The sequence below is a fragment of the Bibersteinia trehalosi genome, assembly GCF_004346205.1.
GTDB classification, from domain to species: Bacteria; Pseudomonadota; Gammaproteobacteria; order Enterobacterales; family Pasteurellaceae; genus Bibersteinia; species Bibersteinia trehalosi.
Genome location: NZ_SMAM01000003.1, coordinates 181,873 through 206,535 on the forward strand (window position 1 = coordinate 181,873; position 24,663 = coordinate 206,535).

General features: G+C 38.8%; 28 protein-coding genes. 17 read left to right on the forward strand and 11 right to left on the reverse strand.

From position 1 onward, the window contains the following. The first annotated feature begins 4 nt into the window (after positions 1–4). Positions 5–676, forward strand: a complete 672-nt coding sequence (artQ, locus tag EDC51_RS04435) for an arginine ABC transporter permease ArtQ (protein WP_015432988.1) — start codon at positions 5–7, stop codon at positions 674–676. Between the two features lie 2 nt (positions 677–678). Next, the gene (gene artM, locus EDC51_RS04440) at positions 679–1,362 is read left to right on the forward strand and encodes an arginine ABC transporter permease ArtM (protein ID WP_131928277.1); all 684 of its coding nucleotides are present in this window, start codon (positions 679–681) and stop codon (positions 1,360–1,362) included. Positions 1,363–1,446: 84 nt separating this feature from the next. Here the strand turns inward: artM and EDC51_RS04445 are convergent, their stop codons facing one another. After that, positions 1,447–1,788, reverse strand: coding sequence for a carboxymuconolactone decarboxylase family protein (locus EDC51_RS04445; RefSeq protein ID WP_015432986.1), 342 nt, complete (start codon positions 1,786–1,788; stop codon positions 1,447–1,449). A gap of 97 nt (positions 1,789–1,885) precedes the next feature. On the opposite strand from EDC51_RS04445, the gene EDC51_RS04450 reads away from it, so the two are divergent. Next, entirely contained in the window at positions 1,886–2,791 is a 906-nt protein-coding gene (locus EDC51_RS04450; RefSeq protein ID WP_131928278.1) for a cupin domain-containing protein, read from the forward strand. 8 nt (positions 2,792–2,799) lie between these two features. Here the strand turns inward: EDC51_RS04450 and EDC51_RS04455 are convergent, their stop codons facing one another. After that, positions 2,800–3,546, reverse strand: a complete 747-nt coding sequence (locus EDC51_RS04455) for a YdcF family protein (RefSeq protein WP_125134581.1) — start codon at positions 3,544–3,546, stop codon at positions 2,800–2,802. A 104-nt stretch (positions 3,547–3,650) separates the two neighbouring features. Here EDC51_RS04455 and EDC51_RS04460 point away from each other — a divergent pair, with 104 nt between their 5' ends. Genes EDC51_RS04460 through EDC51_RS04490 form a run of 7 tightly spaced genes read left to right on the forward strand, consistent with a single transcriptional unit; the run spans position 3,651 to position 10,135 of the window. Further along, positions 3,651–4,325, forward strand: a complete 675-nt coding sequence (locus EDC51_RS04460; RefSeq protein ID WP_131928279.1) for an acylneuraminate cytidylyltransferase family protein — start codon at positions 3,651–3,653, stop codon at positions 4,323–4,325. Then, positions 4,325–5,530 carry a flippase gene (locus EDC51_RS04465; RefSeq protein ID WP_131928280.1) on the forward strand — a complete coding sequence of 402 codons (1,206 nt, stop codon included), beginning with the start codon at positions 4,325–4,327 and terminating at the stop codon, positions 5,528–5,530. Before EDC51_RS04460 ends, EDC51_RS04465 begins: the two co-directional genes overlap by 1 nt. Then, entirely contained in the window at positions 5,527–6,456 is a 930-nt protein-coding gene (locus EDC51_RS04470) for a glycosyltransferase family 52 (protein WP_131928281.1), read from the forward strand. Before EDC51_RS04465 ends, EDC51_RS04470 begins: the two co-directional genes overlap by 4 nt. 1 nt (position 6,457) lies before the next feature. Beyond that, entirely contained in the window at positions 6,458–7,225 is a 768-nt protein-coding gene (locus EDC51_RS04475) for a glycosyltransferase family 25 protein (protein WP_131928282.1), read from the forward strand. Between the two features lies 1 nt (position 7,226). Further along, on the forward strand, positions 7,227–8,447 hold the full coding sequence (locus EDC51_RS04480; RefSeq protein ID WP_131928283.1) for a hypothetical protein: 1,221 nt from the start codon (positions 7,227–7,229) through the stop codon (positions 8,445–8,447). 3 nt (positions 8,448–8,450) lie between these two features. After that, the gene (locus EDC51_RS04485) at positions 8,451–9,335 is read left to right on the forward strand and encodes a glycosyltransferase family 2 protein (RefSeq protein ID WP_131928284.1); all 885 of its coding nucleotides are present in this window, start codon (positions 8,451–8,453) and stop codon (positions 9,333–9,335) included. Then, complete coding sequence (locus EDC51_RS04490; protein ID WP_131928285.1) at positions 9,335–10,135, forward strand: glycosyltransferase family 2 protein; 801 nt, start codon at positions 9,335–9,337, stop codon at positions 10,133–10,135. Before EDC51_RS04485 ends, EDC51_RS04490 begins: the two co-directional genes overlap by 1 nt. A gap of 36 nt (positions 10,136–10,171) precedes the next feature. Here EDC51_RS04490 and EDC51_RS04495 read toward each other — a convergent pair whose 3' ends face one another. From EDC51_RS04495 to leuS, 6 genes are all read right to left on the reverse strand, one after another. Continuing rightward, positions 10,172–10,453: a heavy-metal-associated domain-containing protein gene (locus EDC51_RS04495; protein WP_131928286.1), complete on the reverse strand. Its 282-nt coding sequence runs from the start codon at positions 10,451–10,453 to the stop codon at positions 10,172–10,174. Beyond that, a complete protein-coding gene (locus EDC51_RS04500; protein WP_025266889.1) occupies positions 10,446–10,805 on the reverse strand; it encodes a hypothetical protein in 360 nt (119 codons plus the stop codon). The genes EDC51_RS04495 and EDC51_RS04500 overlap by 8 nt, the downstream gene beginning before the upstream one ends. After that, entirely contained in the window at positions 10,777–11,883 is a 1,107-nt protein-coding gene (locus EDC51_RS04505; RefSeq protein WP_131928287.1) for a transglutaminase-like domain-containing protein, read from the reverse strand. The genes EDC51_RS04500 and EDC51_RS04505 overlap by 29 nt, the downstream gene beginning before the upstream one ends. Before the next feature lie 87 nt (positions 11,884–11,970). Further along, positions 11,971–12,996, reverse strand: a complete 1,026-nt coding sequence (gene holA / locus EDC51_RS04510) for a DNA polymerase III subunit delta (RefSeq protein ID WP_131928288.1) — start codon at positions 12,994–12,996, stop codon at positions 11,971–11,973. 4 nt (positions 12,997–13,000) lie between these two features. Next, the gene (locus EDC51_RS04515; protein WP_131928289.1) at positions 13,001–13,495 is read right to left on the reverse strand and encodes an LPS-assembly lipoprotein LptE; all 495 of its coding nucleotides are present in this window, start codon (positions 13,493–13,495) and stop codon (positions 13,001–13,003) included. Between the two features lie 95 nt (positions 13,496–13,590). After that, on the reverse strand, positions 13,591–16,182 hold the full coding sequence (leuS, locus tag EDC51_RS04520) for a leucine--tRNA ligase (protein WP_131928290.1): 2,592 nt from the start codon (positions 16,180–16,182) through the stop codon (positions 13,591–13,593). A 376-nt stretch (positions 16,183–16,558) separates the two neighbouring features. On the opposite strand from leuS, the gene thrS reads away from it, so the two are divergent. From thrS to EDC51_RS04550, 6 genes are all read left to right on the forward strand, one after another. Further along, a complete protein-coding gene (gene thrS, locus EDC51_RS04525; RefSeq protein ID WP_131928291.1) occupies positions 16,559–18,490 on the forward strand; it encodes a threonine--tRNA ligase in 1,932 nt (643 codons plus the stop codon). Positions 18,491–18,887: 397 nt separating this feature from the next. Then, complete coding sequence (infC, locus tag EDC51_RS04530) at positions 18,888–19,430, forward strand: translation initiation factor IF-3 (protein ID WP_081601340.1); 543 nt, start codon at positions 18,888–18,890, stop codon at positions 19,428–19,430. A 215-nt stretch (positions 19,431–19,645) separates the two neighbouring features. Then, positions 19,646–19,843 (forward strand): 50S ribosomal protein L35, encoded by a 198-nt coding sequence (gene rpmI, locus EDC51_RS04535; RefSeq protein WP_005596065.1) that lies wholly within the window; start codon positions 19,646–19,648, stop codon positions 19,841–19,843. Between the two features lie 106 nt (positions 19,844–19,949). Continuing rightward, a complete protein-coding gene (rplT, locus tag EDC51_RS04540; RefSeq protein ID WP_006249240.1) occupies positions 19,950–20,303 on the forward strand; it encodes a 50S ribosomal protein L20 in 354 nt (117 codons plus the stop codon). Between the two features lie 55 nt (positions 20,304–20,358). After that, a complete protein-coding gene (locus tag EDC51_RS04545) occupies positions 20,359–20,901 on the forward strand; it encodes an ATP-binding protein (protein WP_131928292.1) in 543 nt (180 codons plus the stop codon). A 70-nt stretch (positions 20,902–20,971) separates the two neighbouring features. Continuing rightward, positions 20,972–21,280: a hypothetical protein gene (locus EDC51_RS04550; RefSeq protein WP_131928293.1), complete on the forward strand. Its 309-nt coding sequence runs from the start codon at positions 20,972–20,974 to the stop codon at positions 21,278–21,280. Positions 21,281–21,500: 220 nt separating this feature from the next. Here the strand turns inward: EDC51_RS04550 and EDC51_RS04555 are convergent, their stop codons facing one another. Then, the gene (locus EDC51_RS04555; RefSeq protein ID WP_131928294.1) at positions 21,501–22,298 is read right to left on the reverse strand and encodes an ABC transporter ATP-binding protein; all 798 of its coding nucleotides are present in this window, start codon (positions 22,296–22,298) and stop codon (positions 21,501–21,503) included. A 2-nt stretch (positions 22,299–22,300) separates the two neighbouring features. Next, positions 22,301–23,233, reverse strand: a complete 933-nt coding sequence (locus EDC51_RS04560; RefSeq protein ID WP_025266893.1) for an ABC transporter permease — start codon at positions 23,231–23,233, stop codon at positions 22,301–22,303. 175 nt (positions 23,234–23,408) lie between these two features. Between EDC51_RS04560 and EDC51_RS04565 the strand changes: the two genes are divergently transcribed. Continuing rightward, the gene (locus tag EDC51_RS04565) at positions 23,409–23,624 is read left to right on the forward strand and encodes a YgjV family protein (protein ID WP_015432963.1); all 216 of its coding nucleotides are present in this window, start codon (positions 23,409–23,411) and stop codon (positions 23,622–23,624) included. A gap of 66 nt (positions 23,625–23,690) precedes the next feature. Here the strand turns inward: EDC51_RS04565 and secF are convergent, their stop codons facing one another. Next, a complete protein-coding gene (gene secF, locus EDC51_RS04570; RefSeq protein WP_125134592.1) occupies positions 23,691–24,662 on the reverse strand; it encodes a protein translocase subunit SecF in 972 nt (323 codons plus the stop codon). Position 24,663: the final 1 nt, after the last annotated feature.

A 24,663-nucleotide genomic window follows, 5' to 3' on the forward strand; every position in this document is an offset into this window, starting at 1 on the left:
CTTTATGTTTTTTGATTATCTTCCTTTAATGTATACCGCAACCCTAATGACCCTAGGGTTAGCGGTTTGTTCGTTATTAGTTGGTATGTTGCTCTCAGTCGTTTTTGTGAGTTTAGAAACGAGCAAATGGGCAGCGTTACGCAAGACGACAACTGTATTTCTAGCATTATTACGAGGTTTGCCAGAAATTTTAGTGGTATTTCTGATCTATTTTGGTGCACCTGAAGTGTTGGAGATGATTACAGGGCAATTCATTGAATTAAGTGCTTTTGGTAGTGGGGTTACGGCATTATCATTGATTTTTGCCTCTTATGCTTCGCAGTCGCTACGAGGCGCTATTCAAGCTATTCCAATTGGGCAATGGGAATCAGGGGCTGCGCTTGGTTTAAGTCGTGGCTATACCTTTATCCATATTGTAATGCCACAGGTGTGGCGCCATGCATTACCTGGGTTAAGCAATCAATGGCTGGTGCTACTTAAAGATACCGCGCTGGTATCTTTAATTGGGGTACATGATTTAATGCGCCAAACTGAATTGGTTAATACTCGTACTCATGAGCCATTTACTTGGTATGGTTTTGCGGCTTTGATCTACTTAGCAATTACCTTAATTAGCCAGTTCTTTATCCGCCGTTTAGAACAGCGCGTAACTCGTTTTGAAAGAGGAGGCAGATAAAAATGTGGCAAGAATATTTATCCGTCATTGCACAGGGAATCCCAACCAGTTTAATGCTGACAGCAGTCGCATTAGTTGTTGCTTTCGTGCTGGCTGTGCTGCTAACCTTCCTGCTTTCAATGGAAAATAAACCGATAAAATGGTTAATTAATGGTTTTTTAACGCTATTTACAGGAACGCCATTATTGGTGCAATTTTTTCTGATTTATGCAGGGCCGGGACAATTTGAATGGATTACCCAAAGTCCTATTTGGGGATTACTCTCGAATGCGTGGTTTTGTGCAATGCTTGCTTTGGCGCTTAATAGCACTGCTTATTCTACCTTGCTGTTCCATGGCGCGGTAAAAGCGGTTCCTAAAGGGCAGTGGGAAACTTGTGCAGCATTGGGGCTAAACCGCATACAGACGTTAAAAATCTTAATTCCGTATGCATTGCGTCGAGCATTACCTTCATACAGTAATGAAATTATCTTAGTATTTAAAGGCACATCCTTAGCTTCAACTATTACCATTATGGATATAATGGGCTATGCACGTCGTTTATATGGTACGGAATATGATGCACTTACGATTTATGGTATGGCTGGTGTAATTTATCTTGTGATTACAGGAATAATGACGGTAGTACTGCGTAAAGTTGAACGCAAAGTACTTTCATTTGAGCGCTTAGAAGCGGAAAAAGCCTAAAATTATTTTAAAATGGCTTAATAAGCGGTGGATTTTTGCAAATTTTCTGCAAAAATCCACCGCTTTATTTTTGGATACGGCAAACTATTTTTGGCTTTCAACTGCTTCCATTGCACGTAAAGCATAGGTATATGCTGCTCCTGCATTTAACGCAATCGCAGTAGCTAGCGCGCCAGCAATTTCACTTTCCGTTGCTCCTGCTTTTGCGGCTTCTTCTGCGTGAACGCTAATACAGCTTTCGCAACGAGTGGTAATTGCTACGGCTAACGCAATAAGCTCACGGGTTTTTGCATCAAGAGCTTCCGCTGCCGCAGCGGTATTTAGTGCTTTATAAGCATCAAACATTTTAGGATGATTTTGCGCAAGTTTACCGAATGATTGTTTGACATGTGCTGTATGTGCTTGCCAGTCTGTAAATTGTTGCATAATGATTTCTCCGTTGGGTTGTATAAAAAACAGTGCTATTATTGCGATCTTTTCAGAATGTTTCTTATTAAAAAATCTCAATTTCTAGCAAAATCGTATGATCAAAAGTTTAGATAAATTAGTACAACTCGCTCAAGTGAGTGGTGGGATTAATGTGCAGTGTCATTTTCAGGGAGAATGGCTGGTACAGCATCAATGCCAAGCCGCACAAGCGATTGTGCATATTGTAGTAGCAGGGACTGGATGGCTAAAGTTAGCCAATGAAACACACTATCGTCCACTAAAGCAAGGAGATATTGTATTGCTCAGTCGTTCTACCTCTCATCAATTAAGCTATCATAAACAATATAATGGTGTTTCATTGTTACCAAGCATTGAACAAAAAGGTGGAATACAGATTCGAAAAATTCATAATGGGCAAGGCAATGAGCTGGAGTTATTTTGTGCGTGTTTTCACTATGAGCCACAATCTGAGTTGTTTAGCAGTTTGCCTGATTGCCTATGGCTAAACTTACCTAATCAGGTGCTACAACCAGTTTTAAGTTTGTTACAACTTGAAATTGCACAGAATGAAACAGCATCACAGCAGGTTATTGATTGTTTATCGACAGTATTGCTTATTGAAATTTTACGCCGTTATTTGCTGCAACAGCCCGATGATGTTGGTGGAATTTTACGGGGTATTCATGATCATCGACTTAATCAGTTGATTCAGAAAATTCTACATGCCCCAGAACAGGATTGGTCGATAGAGATGATGGTAAAGCAAAGCCCGATTTCTCGGGCACAGCTTATGCGCTTGTTTAAACAAAAAATAGGGCAAAGCCCGCATGCTTTTGTGCATAAAATTCGGTTACAAAAAGCAGCACAATTACTTAAACATTCCGCTAATTCGGTTCTAGCAGTGGCATTATCAGTTGGCTTTCTCTCTGAAACGCATTTTAGTAAAGCATTCAAACAACGCTATGGAATAAGCCCAAGTGCTTATCGCCGAGAGCATTAAAAGTGGGGCTAATGCCGTTCTTTTAAATAACCAATCCACTCTTTTAAAGCAAGCATATTGCTGTTCATTGCGCCAGCTTGCGGGATAAAATACATTAAATTCATTCCATAGGTTTCGGGGGTTGCTCCTGCGCCGACACTAGCAGGAAGCACCTCAAAACCTTGTTGCTCAAATAACATTCTAGCGCGTTGCATGTGCCATTGGTTTGTCACCAAAATGATTTTGTTAATATGTTGCTTAGCTAAAATTTTGTGGCTAAATAATGCATTTTCTTTGGTTGTCTTGGCTTGTTCTTCTAGCCATTTGGTTGGCACTTGGTAAAACATTTGTAATTCTTTAGCCATAACTGACGCTTCTGAAACGCCATTAGGCGCTGAGCCTGTGATTAAAATAGGCAGTTGCGTTTCTCTGTGCAAAAATGCCGCATAGCGCACACGTTCTACCGCAATTTGGTTCGTAGCAAGCTTGGCAAATAGCTCCTTACTATCGCGTAATCCTCCGCCCAATAAGACAATGGCTTGCGCATTACGGTAATCTGTGAGTGTGAGATTATCTTCTTTGATTAGGCTATCATTCAGTAGTTTTGATGTATATGGAATGCTGAAAAGATAGAGGATGCTGATCCCAAGTAATGCAGCACTATAGCCGATTTTACGCCAATTAAATTTAAAGCAGAACAGCGCAAACAGCCATAATAGCAAAGCATTAAATGGTGGTAGAATGATGGCTGTAATTATTTTAGTGAGCTCAAACATAGCTTAAGAATATAAAAAACGGGAGCGCATTATTCCTGATCTATTCTTGCTTGTCTATGGCTAAAAAATTACAATGGTAAACTCTTTTACAAGCGGTTAGATTTATGAAAAAAATTGCAATTATCCCTGCTCGCGCAGGTTCAAAGGGTATCAAGGATAAAAACTTACAATTAGTAGGTGGAATCTCTCTGGTCGGACGCGCGGTTTTAGCTGCAAAAGAGTCGGGAATGTTTGACGAGATAGTTGTAACCTCTGATGGTGAGAAGATTTTACAAGAGGCTGAAAAATATGGTGCACAAGCGTTGCATCGCCCACTTGAGCTCGCACAGAGCGATACTCGTACTATTGATGCGGTGTTACATTGCTTAAATAGTCTAGAATTTAGCGATGGTATTGCAACTTTATTGCAACCGACTAGTCCATTACGCACAGCACTTGATGTTCGTAACGCAATGCAGATTTTTTTAAATGGCGATTGCAAATCGGTTGTTTCTGCCTGCGAATGTGAGCACCATCCGTATAAATCATTTTCCTTAGACGGCGATGAGGTAGTACCTGTGCGAGAATTAACAGATTTTGAGGCTCCTCGCCAGAGTTTACCGAGAATGTATCGTGCTAATGGCGCAATTTATATCAATGATATCCGCTCGCTCTTGCATGCAAAAAATTTCTTTATTCCGCAAGTTAAATTTTATTTAATGCCAAGTTATCGTTCGGTAGATATTGATGCTACTCACGATCTGCAACTTGCAGAAAGCTTAATTGAGAAAGAAATTTAATGAAAGTTGTTAAAGATAGTGCAATTTATCTGATAGGCGAATTGACGGCACGTTCGGTGCCGTTTTTACTTTTGCCTTATCTCTCGCGTAAATTGGGCGTGGAAGGATTTGGGCAGCTTTCCTATTTTCAAGCGTGGTTGGCGCTGTTTACTATTTTTATTAGTTTGAGCCAGGAAGGTGCCGTTGCTCGCTATTTCTATTTTTATGGTAAGCGTTCGCTCAATTTAGTATTACGAACAGGGTATAGCTATAGTTTTGCTATTGGTATACTGATTTTAGCGGTTTGTTGGCTAACGCAATCAGAAATTTTAGCCATTGTAGCATTATCTGCTCTGTTTCAATCTTTTTTAAATGTGCAATTGACAGTACGACAATGCCGTAAACAGGCGCTGTCTTATGCGTTAATTCAGCTTTGTTCAACGATAGTATCTGCAGCTCTGACAGTACTATTGTTAGAAATCTACCAAGATGATTTAGTTGAGAAGCGCTTATTAGCGATTTTATGTAGCAATATTTTTGTTTTTACTCTTGCTTATGTTTTATATACACGGCATGTTCATACAAAAAGGTTTAGTTTCCAGCGTTATAAAATAGCACTTTACTATTTGCTTGGCTTTGGCTTTCCGCTTATTTTACATAACGGTAGCCTATTTTTACGTGGACAATTTGATCGCTTTCTGATTAATCATCAATTTAGTCAAACTGAATTAGGCTTATATGCAATGGGCTTACAGATAGCATCTATATTAACCATTGTAATTCAGGTGCTAAATAAGGCTTTAACACCTCATTTATTTGAAGGATTAAAGCAGAAAAAAATCACATTACGCGATATTCATCGCTGGGCAACATATAGCTTACTAATTATCCCTATTCCTGCTTTAGTTATTTGGTTGATTCCTGAAGATATTGTTATTTGGATTTTAGGGGAACAATTCGTAGGGACAAAGTATTATATTACACTATTTTTAATTTCATCTGCGTTATTAATTCCTTATCTGATTTTAGTGAATTACCTTTTTTATTTTGGAAAAAATAAGCAAATTTCATTTTGCTCAGTATTGGGAACCATCTGCTACATTATTGCATTATTACTATTGAGTAAGACAGAAGTTCAATATATTCCTTATGCGGGAATTTTAGGGGCGATCATTATTCTTCCTTTGCTATATACTATGACCGCAAGAGTGAGTAAAAAATTATGAATCTAATTATTTGTTGTACGCCATTGCAAGTGCTCATTGCAGAAAAAATTATGGAAAATTATCCTGAAGAAAAGTTTTTTGGGGTTATGCTACATACTGTAGATAATAGCAAATTTTCTCATTATAAGGCGCGTTTAAAAAGTAAATGCCAAGCTGGATTTTTTTCTTTATTACAGCATAATGATAGAATTAATTTGTTAAAAGAAATTATTCGGCTAAAATTTTTCTTTACAGGGAAATCTTTTGTTAGGGTATTCGTTGCCAATTTTACCGAATTACATATTCAATTTTTACTTAGTTCAGTAAAATTTGAACAGTTTTACACTTTTGATGATGGTACAGTAAACATTGTAGAGAGTAGCCCTTTTTTGAGGAATGATCCTAAAACACCTATGCGTAAAATGATTAATTGCATTTTAGGTAATCGTTTTTCTAACCAGAAATTAAGAACATTATCACAAAAGCACTACACTATTTATCAAGGTTTTCCAAATATCATTAAAAATACGGAAGGGATTGATTTAATTGAAAATAGTGAAATTAACAGTGATGATGTTGAGTCAGTAAATATTTTACTTGGGCAACCTGTTTATGCTGATGATGATGCTAATATTGCCTTAGCAGAAAAAGTGATAAAAAAATTTAATATCCATTACTATTTTCCTCATCCGAGGGAAAAATATAAATTATCAAATATAAGCTATATTAATACACCGCTTATTTTTGAAGATTATATTATTAGTAAGTTTTCTAAACGTAAATGTAAAGTATATACCTACTTTAGTAGTGCAATTTTGAATTTGAATAATAAAAGCCCTAATATTGATATGGCTGCCCTCAAAATTGAAACTCATGATCCCGCATTTGATGCAACCTATGCTCTTTTTGAGAAACTAGAAATTAATGTTATCGATATTCGAGAATAATATGCAAAAATATTTAATTTCCTTAGATAAGGATAATCTACGAAGAGAACTCTTTTTTTCCCAGCCAGATACAGCTGATTTCCAAATTTTTTCAGCATTTAATACGATGTCAGAAAGTGAAGAATATTTAAGTAAGCGGTTTGAATTAACCAATTTTTTGCAAAAATATGGAAGGCATGCTACTAAAGGTGAAGTTGGCTGTACTTTAAGTCATTTAGGCGTTTATCAGCAAATTATACAAGATGACTCAATTGGGGAAAACGAATTTAGTTTAATTTGTGAAGATGATGTACTATTTCACCAAGATTTTCCGGTGGTTTTGCAGGCAATATTAAATCAACAATCTTCAGCGGATATAATTTTATTAGGGCAATCAAAAATTGCAAAATTTAATGATAGGGAACTTGAACTTAATTATCCTACAGCGTTTTTAACAGACTTAAAACAAAATGGTTTTGCTATCGGGTATCCATATAAAAATTATTATGCTGGTACAGTCTCTTATTTAATTCGTAAATCTGCAGCAAGGATCTTTTTACAAACATTAGAGCAAGAGAAGCCTTTTTGGCTTGCTGATGATTTCATTTTATTTGGAGATGAATTTGGTTTGAATATTCAAGTTGTTCGCCCTTTAGTAGCAATTGAAAATCCTAAACTGAATTCAAATTTAGAAGCTTTGCGAGGTTCAAATTCGCACTATTTTTGGCAGAAGTTAATTAAATACCCTGCAAAGAAACTCTTAGCAATAAAACGAAATATAAGGAAATAAAATGTCGGCGATATTTAATCTATTTTATATTTATGATCCTTGGTTATTCCATTTTTTTCGAATGGCATTTTTATATGGGGTTTTAGCTTGTGTCATATTAATCTATCGTTGGGCGCAGAAAAAATTAGTTGATGGTATTATTTTACCAATAGATAGTTTAGTTGTTATTATTGGTTTGATTTTATTTAGTATTATTCCTATTTTTCTAAATGCAACAACGGAATTTGCAGTCATTATTCAATATGTAAAAACGTTAATTTTATTTATATTTGGTATAGCGATTTATAATCTATTTTATGCTAATGAAAGCGGACAAGCAAAAGTAATTCGAGACCTAAAAATAGGGATTGTTATTCAATCTATAGTGGGTATTCTGGCATTATCCGGCATACCTTTTGTGATTGATTTAAGCCTTTCAACAAATGTACTTTTGCCACGCTTTTATGGCTCAGAACAAGAATATCGTTTATATAACATTACCTCAATGGCATTTTTTCAGTTAAGTATTTTTTACTTAATGCTAATGCACTTCTTACTAGCTTATAATGCAAAGAATAATAATGTTAATAGTTTGTTTCTGTTTTTATTGTTATTTATTGGTTTAATTTCAGGACGAACATTTTTATTTTTATCAGTATTGAGTATTTTAGTTTACTTTAAATGGAGATATATCCCTGTATTAATCGTTTTTAGTGGTATTTGCTTGTTCTTAGCAATAAATTTTTCAGAACACAAATATGTATTACATGCACTAGAACCGCTCATTAATATTCTAAAAATTACAGGGGTATCATCAAGCGCAGAGCAAGCAGTGGTATTTAATGATATTTCTCAAATTAGTTCATCAAGTGAGAATTTAGTTAAAAATCAGCTTTATTTGCCAAAGCTGAAACAAATATTACTTGGTGATGGTTACTACTATACGCCCGCAGGGCATTATTATGGTGCAACAGATTCAGGCTTTATTCGCCAAATATTATATGGTGGTATTGCTTACTTAGCGGTTTGCTTTTTCTTTACCGCTTATTTTGTTTATCGCATTGCTCAAAATTGGTTTGATACGAGTTGGAAATTTATACTTTCAACTATATTAATTCTCTCTATTTTAAATATTAAGGCTGATACTTATGCCTTCCCAGGAATTATGTTAGTATTATTAATGTTTCTTTCGTTATTTGGTCGTAATGGCAAGCAAGTCGTTATTTTTAAACGTGGTAATTAAATAATGTTTAGTATTATTATTCCGTCTTATAATCGTCAAGAATATATTGCGGATTTATTAAAAAGTTTAGAGTGTCAGACAGTACATAATTTTGAAGTAATTATTGTGGATGATTGTTCTACTCAATCGGTAGAAATTAAACAATTCTATTCATTTCCACTAAAAATTATTCGTAACTCAGTAAATCAAGGAGCTGCTAAAAGCCGTAATATTGGAGCGAATGTAGCAGAAAAGGAATGGCTGTTATTTTTAGATGATGATGATCGCTTTGCGTTAGAAAAGTGTGAAATTTTAGCACATAAGATTTCTCAGGATCCTCAGGTGAATTTTATTTATCATCCGGCAGAATGTATTATGGTCAATGAGCATTTTAGCTATTTTACTCGCCCATTTACTGATATCGCAGATATTACATTAGATAATTTGCTTAGAGCGAATAAAATAGGTGGAATGCCGATGATTGCGGTAAAAAAATCACTATTTTTAAGTGTAAATGGTTTATCTGATGAGTTGCTTTCTTTAGAAGATTATGAATTTCTATTAAAGTTAGTGACTAATAAAAATTTTAAACCGTGTTATGTGGATAATGCATTAACTAAATGCGCATTTTATACTCAGCGTGCAAGTGTTTCTACTAACACAGAAAATACAGAAAAAGCAATTCAAGAGATTGCAAAAAAATATGTTAAAACAGCGCAACAACAGAGAAACTTTACATTTAATTCACTTTATATGCTCTCTTATACTCATATGATGAATTTATCACGTAAAGCAGGTGTTTTTTATTTAAGAATGTTTTGTGGCAGTTTTAATTTAAAATATTTAGCAATTGCGTTGATCACTTTTATTTCGCCTAAGTTGGCAATTAATATGAAACGGTATTTTTAATGAAATTCTCGGTATTGATGTCGCTCTATATTAAGGAGCAAGCAGCGTATTTAATCGAATGCTTCGAAAGTTTGGCAGCTCAGACTATTTTAGCTGATGAAATTGTTATTGTCTTTGATGGTAAAATTACGCCTGAATTAGAGCAAGTTGTACAAAATTTTGCTCAAAAACTACCGCTTGTTATTGTTCGATTGGCTGAAAATCAAGGTTTGGGTAAGGCTTTGAATATTGGCTTAACCCATTGTAAGAACGATTGGGTGTTTCGAATGGATACGGATGACATTTGTGTGCCGGATCGTTTTGAAAAACAAGTCAGATTTATTGAACAACATCCCGATTTAGTGATTGTTGGTGGGCAAATTGCCGAATTTGACAAAGATGTGCAGGATATTGTCAGCTACCGCCGAGTACCAACCTCTTATCAAGAAATTGTGAAATTCACCCAAAAACGTTGTCCATTTAACCATATGACGGTCGCCTACCGTAAGCATGAGGTTTTAGCTTGTGGTGGTTACCAAGACTTACAAGAAGACTATTATTTATGGATTAAATTGATTGCATTAGGCAAAGTTGCTAGTAATTTAGCCGATATATTAGTTTATGCCCGAGTAGGTAATGGTATGGTTGGACGTAGGCATGGTCTTTTACAAGCAAAAGCAGAGTGGCGGTTATTTAAACTGAAACGACAGCTTGGATTGCAAGATCTATTCTCTGGATTAGCCGTATTTTTGATGAGAGCATTGCCTAGATTACTACCTGTTTCATTACTTAGCCAAGTGTATAAATTAACTCGTCGCTAATAGATAAACATACCCACAATTTGTGGGTATGCGAAATTATTTGATAAACGTTGCAGAATAATTGAGTTTCTTTATCGCATTGACAATATCTGCTTCTTGTACATGTTGTTGTGCCACAATGACCACATTGCGTTCTTTAAAAGATGCTTTGCTTGACATTACTCCTTCCACTTCTCGAACTTCTTTATTGACTAAATAGACACAAAGTTGGCAATACATTTCTGGAATATGGAAGGTCATTGTTTTTTTCTCTATTGCTTGAGCAAAATTAGCTAGAGCAGAGAAAGATAAAAAGGTCAAAAGTAATTTTTTAAGCATAGTTTTCTAAAATCCATGGTAAAAAAGTTGGGTAGAGCAAAAAGAAAAGAATCAGTATAAATACTGCTGCATATAGCCACATCAATGTACGATGAGAGAGATATTTGCTACAGATAATTCGCTTGGAAAAGAATAGTAGCCAAAAACCATATGCAAAGATGGTAAGCGAAATGACTGTCATCGGAATTTGTAGCCATGTGAGTTTGCCTAATTGCATAAGCCAAGGTGAAGAGATCCCAAATAGCAGATATATTAAAGGTGCAATGCAACAAAGGCTTGAGGCAATGGCGGCTGAAAGAGCCGCCATTAGAGTTGTTATTAGGTTATTTGAGTTTTTTGGAGATGTACTCATATTTAAACTCTTTCGGATCGAAATGGTTTAATGGATCGCCACCAATTTCCGCATAAGGGTAGCCAAAATTGTTGATAGGAGCGAGTTCTGGTTGTGGATAGAGATCGAAATCTCGTGCGTGATTAAAGCCTACCCAATTCATTTCCCAGTTACCGAAAAGATATTTTGCCACCGCTTGAGTATCTGCATCTTCCACTGATTTATGCTCCGCTAAACGCATTTTGGCTACATCGGCGGAATCCACTGGCAGCCAACCAAAACCTGCTAAATAAAATTCAGCACGGCAATGCTGCCCACCGGCAATATCAGCAATGCCATTTTCATCCGCAGAACCAAAAGCACCTTTGGAATACTTACCCATTTTAATAGCTTGTCCTAAGCGGATACCAAAAACTTCTCGGGCAGGAATGCCAACAGCTCGTGCTAAAGCCACAAATACGGAGTTAATATCGGTACATTTACCTGAAAGCTTTCCACTGGTAAGGATTTTTTCAACATTACCATCGCCACAACCTAACACGGAATTATCTCGTTCCATATTAGCAACAATCCAGTTATGAATAAGACGAGCTTGTTCGAGCGGATTCTTTTCATTACCTACGATTTTCTCGGCAAACTCTTTTACAATCCCATCGGTTTTAATGTGTTCTGTCGCTTGGAGATAAGGCTGTACATCCACCCCATAAATGATTTTTTCAGGCACTTGATAGTTTTTCAGTGCATTTTGTGCCATTGGTTCACGATCACGAGTTTCAATAACTAATTTGAGTGTTAAATCTCGTGTTTCCGCTTTTTCGTCCCAACTAGCAAACAGCGTTTTTGCCCCATATTGGTTATTTTCCGTAATGTAAGCATGTTGGAAATTGCCATCAAACTCAAGTGATTTCACATCTTGGTAAGGAGTATTGCTTGGTAATGGAATCCAAAGTTTTGTTTCGCCATTTGAACCTTTAGGTACGGCTAAATCATAGCGTTGAGTTAATTCATAAACGTGAGTTTGAGTATAGTAGGATTGGCTAGCAACAGCCAAAGCAGCAGGGCTAAATGCCACTGCGAGTAGGGTAAGAGATCTCTTCATAGTTTGTCCTAATAGTTAAACTTAACATATTATACTTGGCGATAATTTGCCAAAACGGATAACATTCTAATGGAAATTTAACAGAATTTAAACAAACTTCAGTGACAATTTTTCGAGATCGTTCCAAATATCATTGCTAAATGTTTGCTTCACTTTCTTTTCAATTTCAGCCAGTGATTGAATAATCTGAAAGAGTTTTTGATAATTCAAACGTTGAACCGCATTTTGATAAATTGGGCGTTTATTCTGCCAAATCTTCAAGCGGTCAAATTCTTGGCGTAAATTGCCAAGATAAAGTGGCTGGCTTGAGTGAATAGTTTGCGGTGAGCGAGTAATTTCGAGCAAGATCATCAACTCTTTTTGCAAAATTCTCAGCAAAACGACCGCTTGTACATCCTCATTTTCAAGTTGGCGTAAAATTCGCACTGCTCTTGCTATTTTTCCAAGTAATAGGGCATCAACCCACTGAAATGGCGTAAATTGCGCGGATTGCTCAACAATTTCTTTCGCCTGAGTTATCCCAATTTTCTTATTGCTATACTGTAGCTGTAGCCATTGTAAAGCTTGCTTTAATGCGAGTAAATTCCCTTCGTAGCTATAACAAAGTAAGCCGATCGCTTCATTATCTAATTGTAAATTCATTGCTTTAGCACGATGATTTAGCCAAGTTGGCATTTTATTGATGTCGGGCGTTTGGCAGTTAATGATCGTGCTGTTCGCTTCAATTTGCGTAAACCATGCCTGCTTTTCCATTGCCTTAGAAAATTTAGGCAGGTGTAGAATAAACAGCAGATCGGGATGTGAAAGAGCAAGTAGTTCGTTTAATTGTTTCTGCTGAGTGGCTGTGGTAGATTCAGGCAAATCAAGGATGAAAATCTGGCGGCTAAAGAATAGTCCCCCAGATTGTGCTTGTTCGAAGAGATTTTCCCATTTGGTATCTGGAGCGACAGTGATTTCGGTTTTTTCATCAAATTCTTGCTGACGAGCAAAGGCGATAATGCTGTCTTTAGCTTCACCAACCAGCATTAAATCTGCACCACTTAATACATAAAAGGGCGTAAGACCTTTTTCTAACGCCATTTTTAAGCCTTCTGGAAAAATCCGCTGTAACATTGTGCTATTTTGTTTTGTTAATTTCGGTATGTAGCCCCGCAATTTTGATTAGTAACTGACGAGAAGCTTGTTCATACATTTGACGCATAATACTTTCGCGCTCTTCAGATTTTGCAAGGGCCGCACGAGAATCATCAAAGAATGTTCGGTGTACAGATACTTCTAGTGGATAGCTTTGCTGATCCGGCATTGTTACTGTTGCGGTTACATTTAAACTGAGAATTTTTTCCGCTTCACGCGCTTGCTTAAATACCGAGGCAACGGTATCGCTACTTTGCGTTGAATTCAGGCGTAAATTAGCGACATTGGCTGATTTTGGCACGATATGAATATCATTTGATAACATCTGATTGCGTAAAACACGGGACATATCGCTATATTGATCAGCACTTTCAAACGAGAGTGTACGTAGCTCTTCGGGAAACAGCTCACTGTTTTTAAATTGCCAACCGCAAGCGGTTAAAAAAATTGCAAAAAATGCAAAAAGTTTTTTGAACATTTGGATGAAATCCCTTGTAAAGGCGTATGTCATACGCCCTAATCATTGCATAAAAGGGCGTATGCAATACGCCCCTACATTTAGATGTGATGATATTACGCTTTCGGCTTCACCGCAAAGCTAAACATTTTCAGTGGTACGTAAATTTCTTTCACCACCTCCATATTCTCCAAGAATTTTTGCACATTCTCATCGGCAAGTGCCGCTGCTTTGATCTCTTCTTGGGTCGCTGTGGCTGGTACAGTCACTTTACCACGCACTTTGCCGTTTACTTGCACCACGATAAGTTTTTCATCTTCTACCATCGCTGATTCATCAGCTTGCACCCACTCGGCAAAATCAATGGTGCCTTCAAAACCGAGATCATTCCAAAGTTCAAAACAGATATGTGGTGTGATTGGGTAAAGCATACGAATCACCGCACTTAATGCCTCTTTCATTACCGCTTTATCTTGATCACCAGCAAGCTCAGCTTTGGTGAGTTTGTTCATTAACTCCATAATCGCCGCAATTGCGGTGTTGAATGTTTGACGGCGACCGATGTCATCGCTCACTTTGGCGATCGTTTTGTGCACTTCACGGCGAAGCTCTTTTTGTGCTTTCGTGAGAGCTGAAACATCTAATTCAACGCTTGCTGGATTTTGGTTATATTCGTAAGCCAAATTCCAAAGGCGTCCTAAGAAACGTTTTGCCCCTTCCACACCAGATTCTTGCCATTCCAACGTCATTTCCGCAGGTGAGGCAAACATCATAAATAAACGTACGGTGTCTGCACCGTATTTTTCCACCATCTCTTGTGGGTCAATACCGTTGTTTTTGGATTTTGACATTTTGGTCATACCGCTATGCACAAGCTCACGTCCTTCTTTATCAAAGGCTTTGAGAATACGACCTTTATCATCTTTTTCCAGTGTCACTTCAGTTGGGCTCACCCAAATACGCTCGTTAGTTGGGCTAGTGTAGTAGAATGCGTCCGCAAGCACCATACCTTGACAGAGCAGTTTTTCCGCTGGTTCATCACTACTTACCAAACCTGCATCACGCAGTAATTTGTGGAAGAAACGGAAGTAGAGCAAGTGCATGGTAGCGTGCTCAATACCGCCGATATATTGATCCACTGGCAACCAGTAATTCGCTTCATCGCTGTCTAGCATGCCTTCGGCAAATTGTGGGCTGGTGTAGCGTGCGTAATACCAAGAAGATTCCATAAAGGTATCAAAGGTATCAGTCTCTTTTAATGCTGGCTTGCCGTTGTAGGTGGTTTTTGCCCATTCAGGATCGGCTTTAATTGGGCTTTTCACGCCGTCCATCACCACATCTTCTGGCAGGATAATCGGTAAATCTTGCATTGGTGCAGGCACAACTTCGCCGCTATCAAGGGTCAGCATTGGAATTGGTGCACCCCAATAACGTTGGCGAGACACGCCCCAGTCACGCAAGCGGTAATTCACTTGGCGTTTGCCCACACCTAATGCTTCTAATTTATCCGCAATGCCGTTAAATGCTTGCTCAAAGGTATTGCCATCAAATTCCGCAGAGTTGATGAGTTTGCCGTGTTCGGTGTATGCTGCTTGGTTGAAATCCCACTCTGAACCATCAAGCGGTGCGATAACTTGGTTAATTTGCAAATCGTATTTTTGAGCAAATTCAAAGTCACGTTGATCGTGAGCAGGCACTGCCATCACTGCCCCTGTACCGTAGTGCATTAACACAAAGTTTGCCACCCAAATTGGGACTTCTTTGCCTGTTAATGGGTGAATTGCATACAAACCAGTAGCCATACCTTTTTTCTCCATCGTCGCGATGTCAGCTTCGGCAACTTTGGTGTTTTTCGCTTCACGAATAAATTCTGCAAGTTTTTCGTTATTTTTAGCCGCTTGCTCAGCAAGAGGGTGAGCGGCTGCCACCGCCACATAACTTACACCATAGAAGGTATCAGGACGAGTGGTGTAAACAGGCAAGGTTTGATCGCTATCTTTAATTTGGAATGTAATTTCTACCCCTTCCGAGCGACCAATCCAGTTGCGTTGCATGGTTTTTACTTGATCAGGCCAGTTTGGAAGCTGATCTAAACCGCCCAGTAACTGCTCGGCATAATCGGTAATTTTAATAAACCATTGCGGAATTTCACGCTGTTCCACTGGCGTATCACAACGCCAGCAACAACCTTCGTGAACCTGCTCATTTGCAAGCACGGTTTCATCATTCGGACACCAGTTTACGGTTGAAGTCTTACGATAAACTAAGCCTTTTTTGTATAACTCAGTAAAGAACCACTGCTCCCATTTGTAGTATTCTGGACGACAAGTAGTGACTTCACGATCCCAGTCAAAACCAAAGCCCAAAATTTTGAGCTGATTTTTCATATATTCAATGTTTTCGTAAGTCCATTTTGCTGGTGCGGTTTTGTTCTTAATCGCCGCCCCTTCTGCTGGCAAACCAAATGCATCCCAACCCATTGGTTGCAGCACATTTTTACCGTTCATACGTTGATAACGAGACACGACATCACCAATGGTGTAGTTACGCACGTGCCCCATATGCAGACGACCTGACGGATATGGGAACATAGAAAGGCAGTAGTATTTTGGCTTAGAGATATCTTTGATAGCTTTGAATACTTTATTTTCGGCCCAGAATTGCTGAACCTTTGGCTCAATCGCACTTGGATTATATTGCTGCTGCATAAAATTTGACCTTTATTTAAAAGCGAAAAAAATTGCGTGTAGGATAGCGTAAAAACGGCTTTTTTTGAATGGTATGCGGTAGGATTTTAGGGCTTTTTTGCAAAGCAATGTGCATATGCTATAATTCCAACGCATTTCTGCCGCCCAAAGTTGGGGCGAGATTTGCAAAATTTTTATGGAAAATAACCGCTTGTTGGCGGTTTTTTGTTTTATGTTCCCCTCTCCCTGATTATCGTTTCTGAACGAAACGCTAATCTATCCCTCTCCCCAGTGGGGAGAGGGTGGAGAAGCTGAAAGCTTCGGAGGGAGAGGGGAAAACGTATTCTGAAATCAACAAGTAACCTCTCGTATGGGTTACCACTGTAAGGAATTTAAAATGCCAATTATTACTTTACCAGACGGTTCACAACGTCAATTTGACAATCCAGTTTCTGTAATGGAAGTCGCCCAATCTATCGGTGCAGGCTTAGCAAAAGCGACCATCGCAGGGCGTGTAAATGGCGAACGCCGTGATGCTTCCGACATCATTTCCGAAGATGCTAGCCTTGAAATTATTACTGCCAAAGATGAAGACGGTTTAGAAATTATTCGCCACTCAACCGCACACTTATTAGGGCATGCGATCAAACAACTTTTCCCGAATGTAAAAATGGCAATCGGGCCGACCATTGATAACGGCTTTTATTACGATATTGATTTAGACAGATCTTTAACCCAAGAAGATATTGATGCGTTAGAAAAACGTATGTTAGAGCTGGCAAAAACCAATTATGACGTGGTGAAAAAACGTGTTAGCTGGCAAGAAGCAAGAGATACTTTTGAAGCGCGTGGTGAAACGTACAAAATGGCGATCTTAGATGAGAATATCAGCAAAGACGATCAGCCAGCCCTTTATCATCACCAAGAATATATTGATATGTGTCGTGGGCCACATGTGCCAAATATGCGTTTCTGTCATCATTTCAAATTGCAAAAAATTGCAGGGGCATACTGGCGTGGTGATAGCAAAAATAAAATGTTGCAACGTATTTATGGTACAGCATGGGCAGATAAGAAACAGCTTAACGACTATTTACAACGTTTAGAAGAAGCGGCAAAACGTGATCACCGTAAAATCGGTAAAGCGTTAGATCTCTACCATATGCAGGAAGAAGCACCGGGTATGGTGTTCTGGCATAATGATGGTTGGACTATTTTCCGTGAGTTAGAAACTTTCGTGCGTACCAAACTCAAACAATACGACTACCAAGAAGTAAAAGGCCCATTTATGATGGACAGAGTATTGTGGGAGAAAACAGGACACTGGCAAAACTACGGTGATTTAATGTTCACCACCCAATCAGAGAACCGTGAATATGCGATTAAGCCGATGAACTGTCCGGGGCACGTGCAAATTTTCAATCAAGGTTTAAAATCTTACCGTGATTTGCCGTTGCGTATGGCAGAATTTGGTTCTTGCCACCGTAACGAACCGTCTGGTTCATTACACGGCTTAATGCGTGTACGTGGCTTTACCCAAGATGATGCGCATATTTTCTGTATGCCAGACCAAGTGGAATCAGAGGTGACGTCGTGCATTAAAATGGTGTACGACATTTACAGCACCTTCGGCTTTGAAAACATTGCGGTGAAACTTTCAACTCGCCCAGAGAAAAGCATTGGTACGGACGAAATGTGGGCAAAAGCAGAAAAAGACCTTGCGACTGCATTAGAACACAACGGCTTGGAATATGAAATTCAAGAAGGCGAAGGGGCATTCTACGGACCAAAATTAGAGTTTGCTTTGCGTGATTGCTTAGATCGTGAATGGCAATGCGGTACGATTCAGTTAGACTTCTTCTTACCAGAGCGTTTAAGTGCCTCTTACGTTGCTGAAGACAACGATCGCAAAACGCCTGTAATGATTCACCGTGCGATTTTGGGTTCATTAGAACGCTTTATCGGCATTATCACCGAAGAGTATGCCGGTTTCTATCCAACTTGGTTAGCCCCTGTGCAAGCAGTGGTGATGAATATCACCGATAGCCAGTCAGATTATGTGCAAAACGTGGTGAAAACCTTGTCTGACGCAGGTATCCGTGTCAAAGCGGATTTACGCAACGAAAAAGTCGGCTTTAAAGTGCGTGAACATACCTTACGCCGTGTGCCATATATGTTAGTATGTGGTGATAAAGAGATCGCAGAGGGTAAAATTTCCGTGCGTACTCGTAAAGGGGCTGATTTAGGCACTTATAAAGTAGAAGAATTTGTGGAAATCCTCAAAGCACAAATTAAAAACCGAGAGCTGAAATTGCTAGGTGAAGCGTAAGCGGTAGAAAAACGGCATTTTTTGCAAAATGAAGATAGAGGCGGATGAGATATCCGCCTTTTTATTGCAGGTTAGCTATTTTTGGACGTAGGTACAGGCTGATTTTATGCTGCAGTATCGCGGGCGTTGCAGTTTGAATGGGATTCATCAAGTATTGGTGGCAGAGTAATTCTAAACAAAATTGCAACAGTTGATTAAGCCAAAATGCAAGAGTCGAAAGCATATTCTTTAACTAGGTAATGTGAAGTGATTATAAAATATCGTTCTGGTCTTGCTCAATGCCTTAAAACCAAGTAAAATCCCCCCGTTTTGCTCATTTTAGAGCCAGAGGTCGAAATTGAGCTTGTGACAAGCGGGCTGATTTTCGTAAAAATTTACCAATAGAAGGAATTTAATTATTAAACCTGCAAAACGTGTTCAGTCTAACCGTGCTCATCGCTTAAATGATGAGATTCGTGGTGTTAAAGAAGTTCGCTTAACTGATGAAAATGGCGAGCAAGTCGGTATTGTATCTATTCAGGAAGCTCAAGCACGAGCAGATGAAGCTGAATTAGATTTGGTGGAAATCAGCCCAAATGCAGAGCCACCAGTTTGCCGTATTATGAACTACGGTAAATTTATCTACGAAAAAGAGAAAGCCGCAAAAGAGCAGAAGAAAAAGCAAAAAGTCGTACAAGTGAAGGAAATCAAATTCCGCCCAGGTACTGACGTTGGCGATTATCAAGTGAAATTGCGTAGCATTTTACGTTTCTTGGAAGATGGCGATAAAGTGAAAATCACTGTACGTTTCCGTGGTCGTGAAATGGCTCACCAAGATATTGGTTTTGATGTGCTAGAGCGTGTAAAACAAGATACTGCTGAAATTGCAGTGGTCGAAAGTGCATCGGGTAAATTAGAAGGTCGCCAAGCAGTTATGGTGATTGCACCGAAGAAAAAATAATTTTTCCTTGCAAAAAATGAGCGGTTCTTATAGAATCCGCTCGTTTTTTCGTTGGAAAAACATAAGGCGAACAGGCAGACTCAGCAGCCTGATTTGCTTTTTTATTGCAATGAAAATTGCACGGAGAGTAATTAGTGCTTTTCAAGTAAGGGTAGCAAATGTTGCACTTCGCCTAATTACAAATATTCACTAAAACAATGCGGAGTTTTTTAACAATGCCTAAAATTAAAACAGTACGTGGTGCTGCTAAGCGTTTCAAAAAAACAGCGTCTGGCGGTTTCAAACGTAAACAATCTCACTTACGTCACATTTTGACTAAGAAAACCACTAAACGTAAACGTCACTTACGTCATAAATCAATGGTAGCGAAAGCTGACCAAGTTTTAGTTGTAGCGTGCTTACCATACGCATAAGCCTTTAAGGTTGCGTAGAAAGTACGGACGTACGAATAGAAATTCTTAGTAGGGGCGGAATGCTTACGCCCGTGAAATCAAAATAGACAATTTAGGAGATTAAATAATGGCTCGTGTAAAACGTGGTGTTATTGCAAGAGCACGCCATAAGAAAGTTCTTAAGGCTGCTAAAGGTTATTATGGTGCACGTTCACGCGTGTATCGCGTTGCTTTCCAAGCAGTAGTTAAAGCTGCTCAATATGCTTACCGTGACCGCCGTCAACGTAAACGTCAATTCCGTCAATTATGGATTGCTCGTATTAACGCAGCAGCACGTCAAAACGGTTTATCTTACAGCAAATTCATCAACGGCTTGAAAAAAGCATCTGTTGAAATCGACCGTAAGATCTTAGCTGACATTGCAGTATTTGACAAAGTTGCTTTTGCTGCATTAGTTGAGAAAGCAAAATCTGCTCTTTAATGTTTAAAGAATAGAGAATAGGACGCTGAAAAGCGTCCTTTTTTACTTTTATGCGATGAAAAAATTGATCATTATTCGCGGGCATGCAGGTGCTGGGAAATCTACTTTTGCTCAGCAGAAGATCGACGCTTTTAAAAAAGAATTTCCGCAAGCAGAGGTTTTTCATATAGAAAATGATAAATTTCTGTCTGAAAATGGTAAATATCATTGGACGCCGAGTCGCTTTAAACATGCAAAGCAGCAAGCTTTACAGGCATTGAGCCAAGCTTTGCAAACGAAACATAATTGTTGTTTGATTGTGTTAAGCAATGTTGGTGTAAATGCTACTTTTCTCATGGCTTTAATGGCACAAGCTAAAGCTTTGGGGTTTGTTGTCGAAATTTATCGGGTGCAAAATTTTTTTCGTAATCAGCATGGGGTTAGCTTAACGCAGGTATTAGAGATGTATCTAGCTTTGCAGTGTAACCCAATTTCTGATGAAATATTTGTGCCGGTAATAAAACCAATGAATGCTTACGTGCGCCAACGCTTGCTAAGGTTAATTTTGCAGAAAAATGCAGAAAATATACCGCTTGTAAAAGATTCTTTACCTAACTAGAAATAACTAGACAAAATATTCGTTAGAATAGCGAGCAAGATAACGAACGGGATTTGGAATAGGAGAATACATGAAAAAGTTAGCTGTGGTCATTGGGGGATTTGTATTAGCTGCTTGCTCTAGTCCTGTACAGCAAAGTTCTGTGCCAATGGATATGAAAACAGTGCAAGAATATCAGGCGCGCATAGCCACTGCTCAAAGCAACAAAGTGGCTGCACAAACGCAAAATGAGCCATGGGAATTGAATCAAAGTGATCATCGGCCAAAAGTTGTTGTGGTTCAGACTCATCCAAGAGTATATCCATCCTTTTACTATGGCTGGGGTAGACATCATCGCCATCACAGTGGGGGTGGTGTGCGCTTAGGTGGCTATTATTAACCAAGCGGGATAATGGCATTAAGAATTGATAAAGATAAGGGCTATCTGTTGATCTGTACCCCAAAAGTTGGACTAAACAACCAACAGATTAAGGTGCAGATTTTTTATGACTAAATACAACCAATCTTTCAAACAATAAGTCATCGAGTTTTATCTTCAAAATGGTAAGAATCGGTTTAACTTTTTGGGGGCTGATCAGTAGAGATAGCCCTTTCATTTATTAATTTCCAAACAATAAGCTATCATCACTGAGTTGCTCATGGCGACTTTGTTCAAACAGACGTAGTAGATCCGGCACATCCATTTGTTTGCGTTGTTCTCCGCTCACATCAAAAGCGACTTGTCCTTGGTGTAGCATTACTGTTCTGTCTCCATAGTCTAACGCTTGGCGCATGGAATGCGTTACCATCAATGTTGTAAGCTTTTGTTCGCGTACAATTTTATCGGTTAATTCCATCACAAAAGCCGTCGTTTTAGGATCGAGTGCTGCGGTGTGTTCATCTAATAAGAGAATACTCGAAGGTTGCAATGATGCCATTAATAAACTCACCGCTTGACGTTGCCCTCCTGAAAGTCGTCCCATTTGGTCAGTTAGTCGATTTTCTAGACCTAAGCCAAGTAATGAGAGCTTTTCTTTAAATAGTTCTCGTAGTGAGTGGTTTAAAGCAAAACCTAAACCGCGTTTTCTGCCGCGTTGGTAGGCAAGTGCCATATTCTCTTCAATGGTTAAACTTTCGCAAGTACCCGCCATTGGATCTTGGAAAACACGAGCGACTAATCCCGCACGCTGCCAGCTTGTTTGGCTATTTACATTTTCACCTTGAATGAGTATTTCACCGCTATCGATAGGGTAATCACCACTAATTGCATTTAGCATGGTAGATTTGCCCGCGCCATTACTGCCAATTACAGAGACAAACTCACCTTCTGCAACATTTAATGAAAGGCCTCTCAAAACAGGATTTTCAATTGCACTACCACGATTAAAAGTAATAAATAGATTTTTGAGTTCAATCATGATTATCTCCGTTTGACCTGAAATTTTTGTTTTAACCGTGGCAAGACAAGTACAATAACAACGAGCAATGCTGTAATCAAATTAAGGTCTTGTGGGCCGAAGCCAATATTATTTAACGTGTCATTATTCAGTGCTAATGCGATAAAAATACGGTAGAGAATGGAGCCGATAATGACCGCGAATGTGAGCCATATAATGCGTTTTGCTGAAAAAATTGCTTCGCCAATAATGACTGCTGCTAAGCCAATTACAATTGTACCCACGCCAATAGAAATATCAAATCCACCATTGCTTTGCACATATAATGCACCTGCAAGGGCAATTAATCCATTTGAAATAGCCATACCGAGTAAGGTCATCTTATTCACTGCAATACCTTGTGCTTTTGCCATACGCGCATTTGTTCCTGTAGCACGAATCGCTAAACCTGTTTGAGTCGCAAAGAAAAGATCGAATAGCAGTTTAGCAATAATTACGACAAAAACAGCAATAAGTAAGCGAACGATAGCCAACTGTAAATCATCATTAGCGCTAATGCTGTCGTAAACGGTTGGATCTCCAAGCAGAGAGACATTAGGTTTACCCATGATGCGCAGATTGATGGAATAAAGTGCAATCATCATTAAAATACTGGCAAGTAATTTTTCGATTTTGAAACTGATGTGCAAACTAGCAGTAATTGCACCTGCAACTGCCCCTGCTACCATGCCAATTAGTGTAGCAATCCATGGATCGATATTATTTAGAATACAGAGCACACAAACTCCGCCTCCTAATGGAAAGCTACCATCTGCGGTGAGGTCTGGGAAATCTAAGATTTTGTAAGAGATAAGAACGCCTAACGCGACGAGTGCGTAAATCAGCCCGAGTTCTAGTGCACCAATCCAAGTAATATTAGTGAGGAAGGTGCTTAAAAAAAAGAGTAAATCAGTCATTGAAACCATACTATTTCACTAGTACAAAACAGGCTGTATTGTACGCTATTTTTTGAAATAAATCAGTTTTTTTGAAAAAATTTTTAACGCAATCCTTTGCGTTTCAATGGCTTACCGACAAATATAAAAATAAGGCGTAAAATGCGCACCATCTTTATTTTACAAGGAAATTGTTATGATTGAACTATTAGGTTATTTGGCAACAACTTTAGTTGCTGCATCGTTTTTATTAAAAGATGTCATTAAACTGCGTTTAGTTAATGCGATTGGCGCTGCTTGCTTTGTCGTGTATGGCTTGATTGTTGGTACTTATCCCGTTGCCTTGTTAAATGCGTTTTTGGTCTGTGTAAACGGTTATTATATTTGGAAAGCGAAACAAGAAAAGGATTAGCAAGCGGTTGTTTTTTGCTACTTTTTTACAAAAAAATGCAGGTTTAAAACCTGCATTTTTTGATGGTTAGTAGTCAATGAATGATTGGCTATTTTCACCTTCTTTTTCCACCACGGGTTGGATCATATGCTCGCGCTTTAAGCCTAGATCGAGTGCTGTGGCGATAGCAATAAAGATAGTTGAATAAGTACCAAACCCAATACCAATTAATAATGCTAAAGAGAAGCTATGCAGAGTTGGCCCACCGAGTAAATAGAGAGCCCAAACTACCACTAAGGTTGTTAAAGAGGTGACTATTGTTCTTGCGAGTGTTTGGCTTAGTGAGATATTGATGACATCAGCCGATGAGCCACGACGAATTTTAGGGAAGTTTTCCCTTACGCGGTCAAAGACAACGATACTGTCATTTAGTGAATAACCTACTACAGACAAAATAGCAGCGACAAAGGTCAAATCTATTTCGATCTGCAAGAAAGAAAATGCACCTAAGGTTACTAAAACATCGTGGAATAAGGCAATTACCCCACCTGCAGCCAGCCGCCATTCAAAACGGAAGCCGACATAGGCAAGAATCATCGCGAGTGTACCCAAAGTTGCGTAAATTGCACCTTGTGTCAGTTCCTCACCAACGTTTGGCCCCACGAATTCGATACTTTTGACTACTGCATTTGGATCGATTTGCTGATGCAATACATCCATTACTTTATTACCCAGTGTCATATCACCTTCAGCGGCGCCAAGGCGGATCATTAATTCACTTTGGCTTCCTGTGGTTTGTACTAACGCTGAGGCGTACCCGTTTTTCTCTAATACGCTACGTACTTGAGCGAGATCAGCTGGCTGTGAAAAGCTAGTCTCAATTACTGTTCCGCCTGTGAAATCTAAGCCCCAGTTAAAGCCTTTCGTCACAATGGTAAATACACAGAGAGCCGAGAGAATTATTGAAAATAGATAAGCCCCAAGACGGTATTTCATAAACGGAACTAAGCGATAAGGCAACTTGACTTCCGTCGCATTTTTTTCTGTTTGAGTCGTCATG

What these genes read in the sequence shown, in the direction of transcription:
- artQ (WP_015432988.1), top strand. Translation starts at nt 5, where the DNA reads ATGTTTTTTGATTATCTTCCTTTAATGTATACCGCAACCCTAATGACC.
- artM (WP_131928277.1), top strand. Translation starts at nt 679, where the DNA reads ATGTGGCAAGAATATTTATCCGTCATTGCACAGGGAATCCCAACCAGT.
- EDC51_RS04445 (WP_015432986.1), bottom strand. Translation starts at nt 1,788, where the DNA reads ATGCAACAATTTACAGACTGGCAAGCACATACAGCACATGTCAAACAA.
- EDC51_RS04450 (WP_131928278.1), top strand. Translation starts at nt 1,886, where the DNA reads ATGATCAAAAGTTTAGATAAATTAGTACAACTCGCTCAAGTGAGTGGT.
- EDC51_RS04455 (WP_125134581.1), bottom strand. Translation starts at nt 3,546, where the DNA reads ATGTTTGAGCTCACTAAAATAATTACAGCCATCATTCTACCACCATTT.
- EDC51_RS04460 (WP_131928279.1), top strand. Translation starts at nt 3,651, where the DNA reads ATGAAAAAAATTGCAATTATCCCTGCTCGCGCAGGTTCAAAGGGTATC.
- EDC51_RS04465 (WP_131928280.1), top strand. Translation starts at nt 4,325, where the DNA reads ATGAAAGTTGTTAAAGATAGTGCAATTTATCTGATAGGCGAATTGACG.
- EDC51_RS04470 (WP_131928281.1), top strand. Translation starts at nt 5,527, where the DNA reads ATGAATCTAATTATTTGTTGTACGCCATTGCAAGTGCTCATTGCAGAA.
- EDC51_RS04475 (WP_131928282.1), top strand. Translation starts at nt 6,458, where the DNA reads ATGCAAAAATATTTAATTTCCTTAGATAAGGATAATCTACGAAGAGAA.
- EDC51_RS04480 (WP_131928283.1), top strand. Translation starts at nt 7,227, where the DNA reads ATGTCGGCGATATTTAATCTATTTTATATTTATGATCCTTGGTTATTC.
- EDC51_RS04485 (WP_131928284.1), top strand. Translation starts at nt 8,451, where the DNA reads ATGTTTAGTATTATTATTCCGTCTTATAATCGTCAAGAATATATTGCG.
- EDC51_RS04490 (WP_131928285.1), top strand. Translation starts at nt 9,335, where the DNA reads ATGAAATTCTCGGTATTGATGTCGCTCTATATTAAGGAGCAAGCAGCG.
- EDC51_RS04495 (WP_131928286.1), bottom strand. Translation starts at nt 10,453, where the DNA reads ATGCTTAAAAAATTACTTTTGACCTTTTTATCTTTCTCTGCTCTAGCT.
- EDC51_RS04500 (WP_025266889.1), bottom strand. Translation starts at nt 10,805, where the DNA reads ATGAGTACATCTCCAAAAAACTCAAATAACCTAATAACAACTCTAATG.
- EDC51_RS04505 (WP_131928287.1), bottom strand. Translation starts at nt 11,883, where the DNA reads ATGAAGAGATCTCTTACCCTACTCGCAGTGGCATTTAGCCCTGCTGCT.
- holA (WP_131928288.1), bottom strand. Translation starts at nt 12,996, where the DNA reads ATGTTACAGCGGATTTTTCCAGAAGGCTTAAAAATGGCGTTAGAAAAA.
- EDC51_RS04515 (WP_131928289.1), bottom strand. Translation starts at nt 13,495, where the DNA reads ATGTTCAAAAAACTTTTTGCATTTTTTGCAATTTTTTTAACCGCTTGC.
- leuS (WP_131928290.1), bottom strand. Translation starts at nt 16,182, where the DNA reads ATGCAGCAGCAATATAATCCAAGTGCGATTGAGCCAAAGGTTCAGCAA.
- thrS (WP_131928291.1), top strand. Translation starts at nt 16,559, where the DNA reads ATGCCAATTATTACTTTACCAGACGGTTCACAACGTCAATTTGACAAT.
- rpmI (WP_005596065.1), top strand. Translation starts at nt 19,646, where the DNA reads ATGCCTAAAATTAAAACAGTACGTGGTGCTGCTAAGCGTTTCAAAAAA.
- rplT (WP_006249240.1), top strand. Translation starts at nt 19,950, where the DNA reads ATGGCTCGTGTAAAACGTGGTGTTATTGCAAGAGCACGCCATAAGAAA.
- EDC51_RS04545 (WP_131928292.1), top strand. Translation starts at nt 20,359, where the DNA reads ATGAAAAAATTGATCATTATTCGCGGGCATGCAGGTGCTGGGAAATCT.
- EDC51_RS04550 (WP_131928293.1), top strand. Translation starts at nt 20,972, where the DNA reads ATGAAAAAGTTAGCTGTGGTCATTGGGGGATTTGTATTAGCTGCTTGC.
- EDC51_RS04555 (WP_131928294.1), bottom strand. Translation starts at nt 22,298, where the DNA reads ATGATTGAACTCAAAAATCTATTTATTACTTTTAATCGTGGTAGTGCA.
- EDC51_RS04560 (WP_025266893.1), bottom strand. Translation starts at nt 23,233, where the DNA reads ATGACTGATTTACTCTTTTTTTTAAGCACCTTCCTCACTAATATTACT.
- EDC51_RS04565 (WP_015432963.1), top strand. Translation starts at nt 23,409, where the DNA reads ATGATTGAACTATTAGGTTATTTGGCAACAACTTTAGTTGCTGCATCG.
- secF (WP_125134592.1), bottom strand. Translation starts at nt 24,662, where the DNA reads ATGACGACTCAAACAGAAAAAAATGCGACGGAAGTCAAGTTGCCTTAT.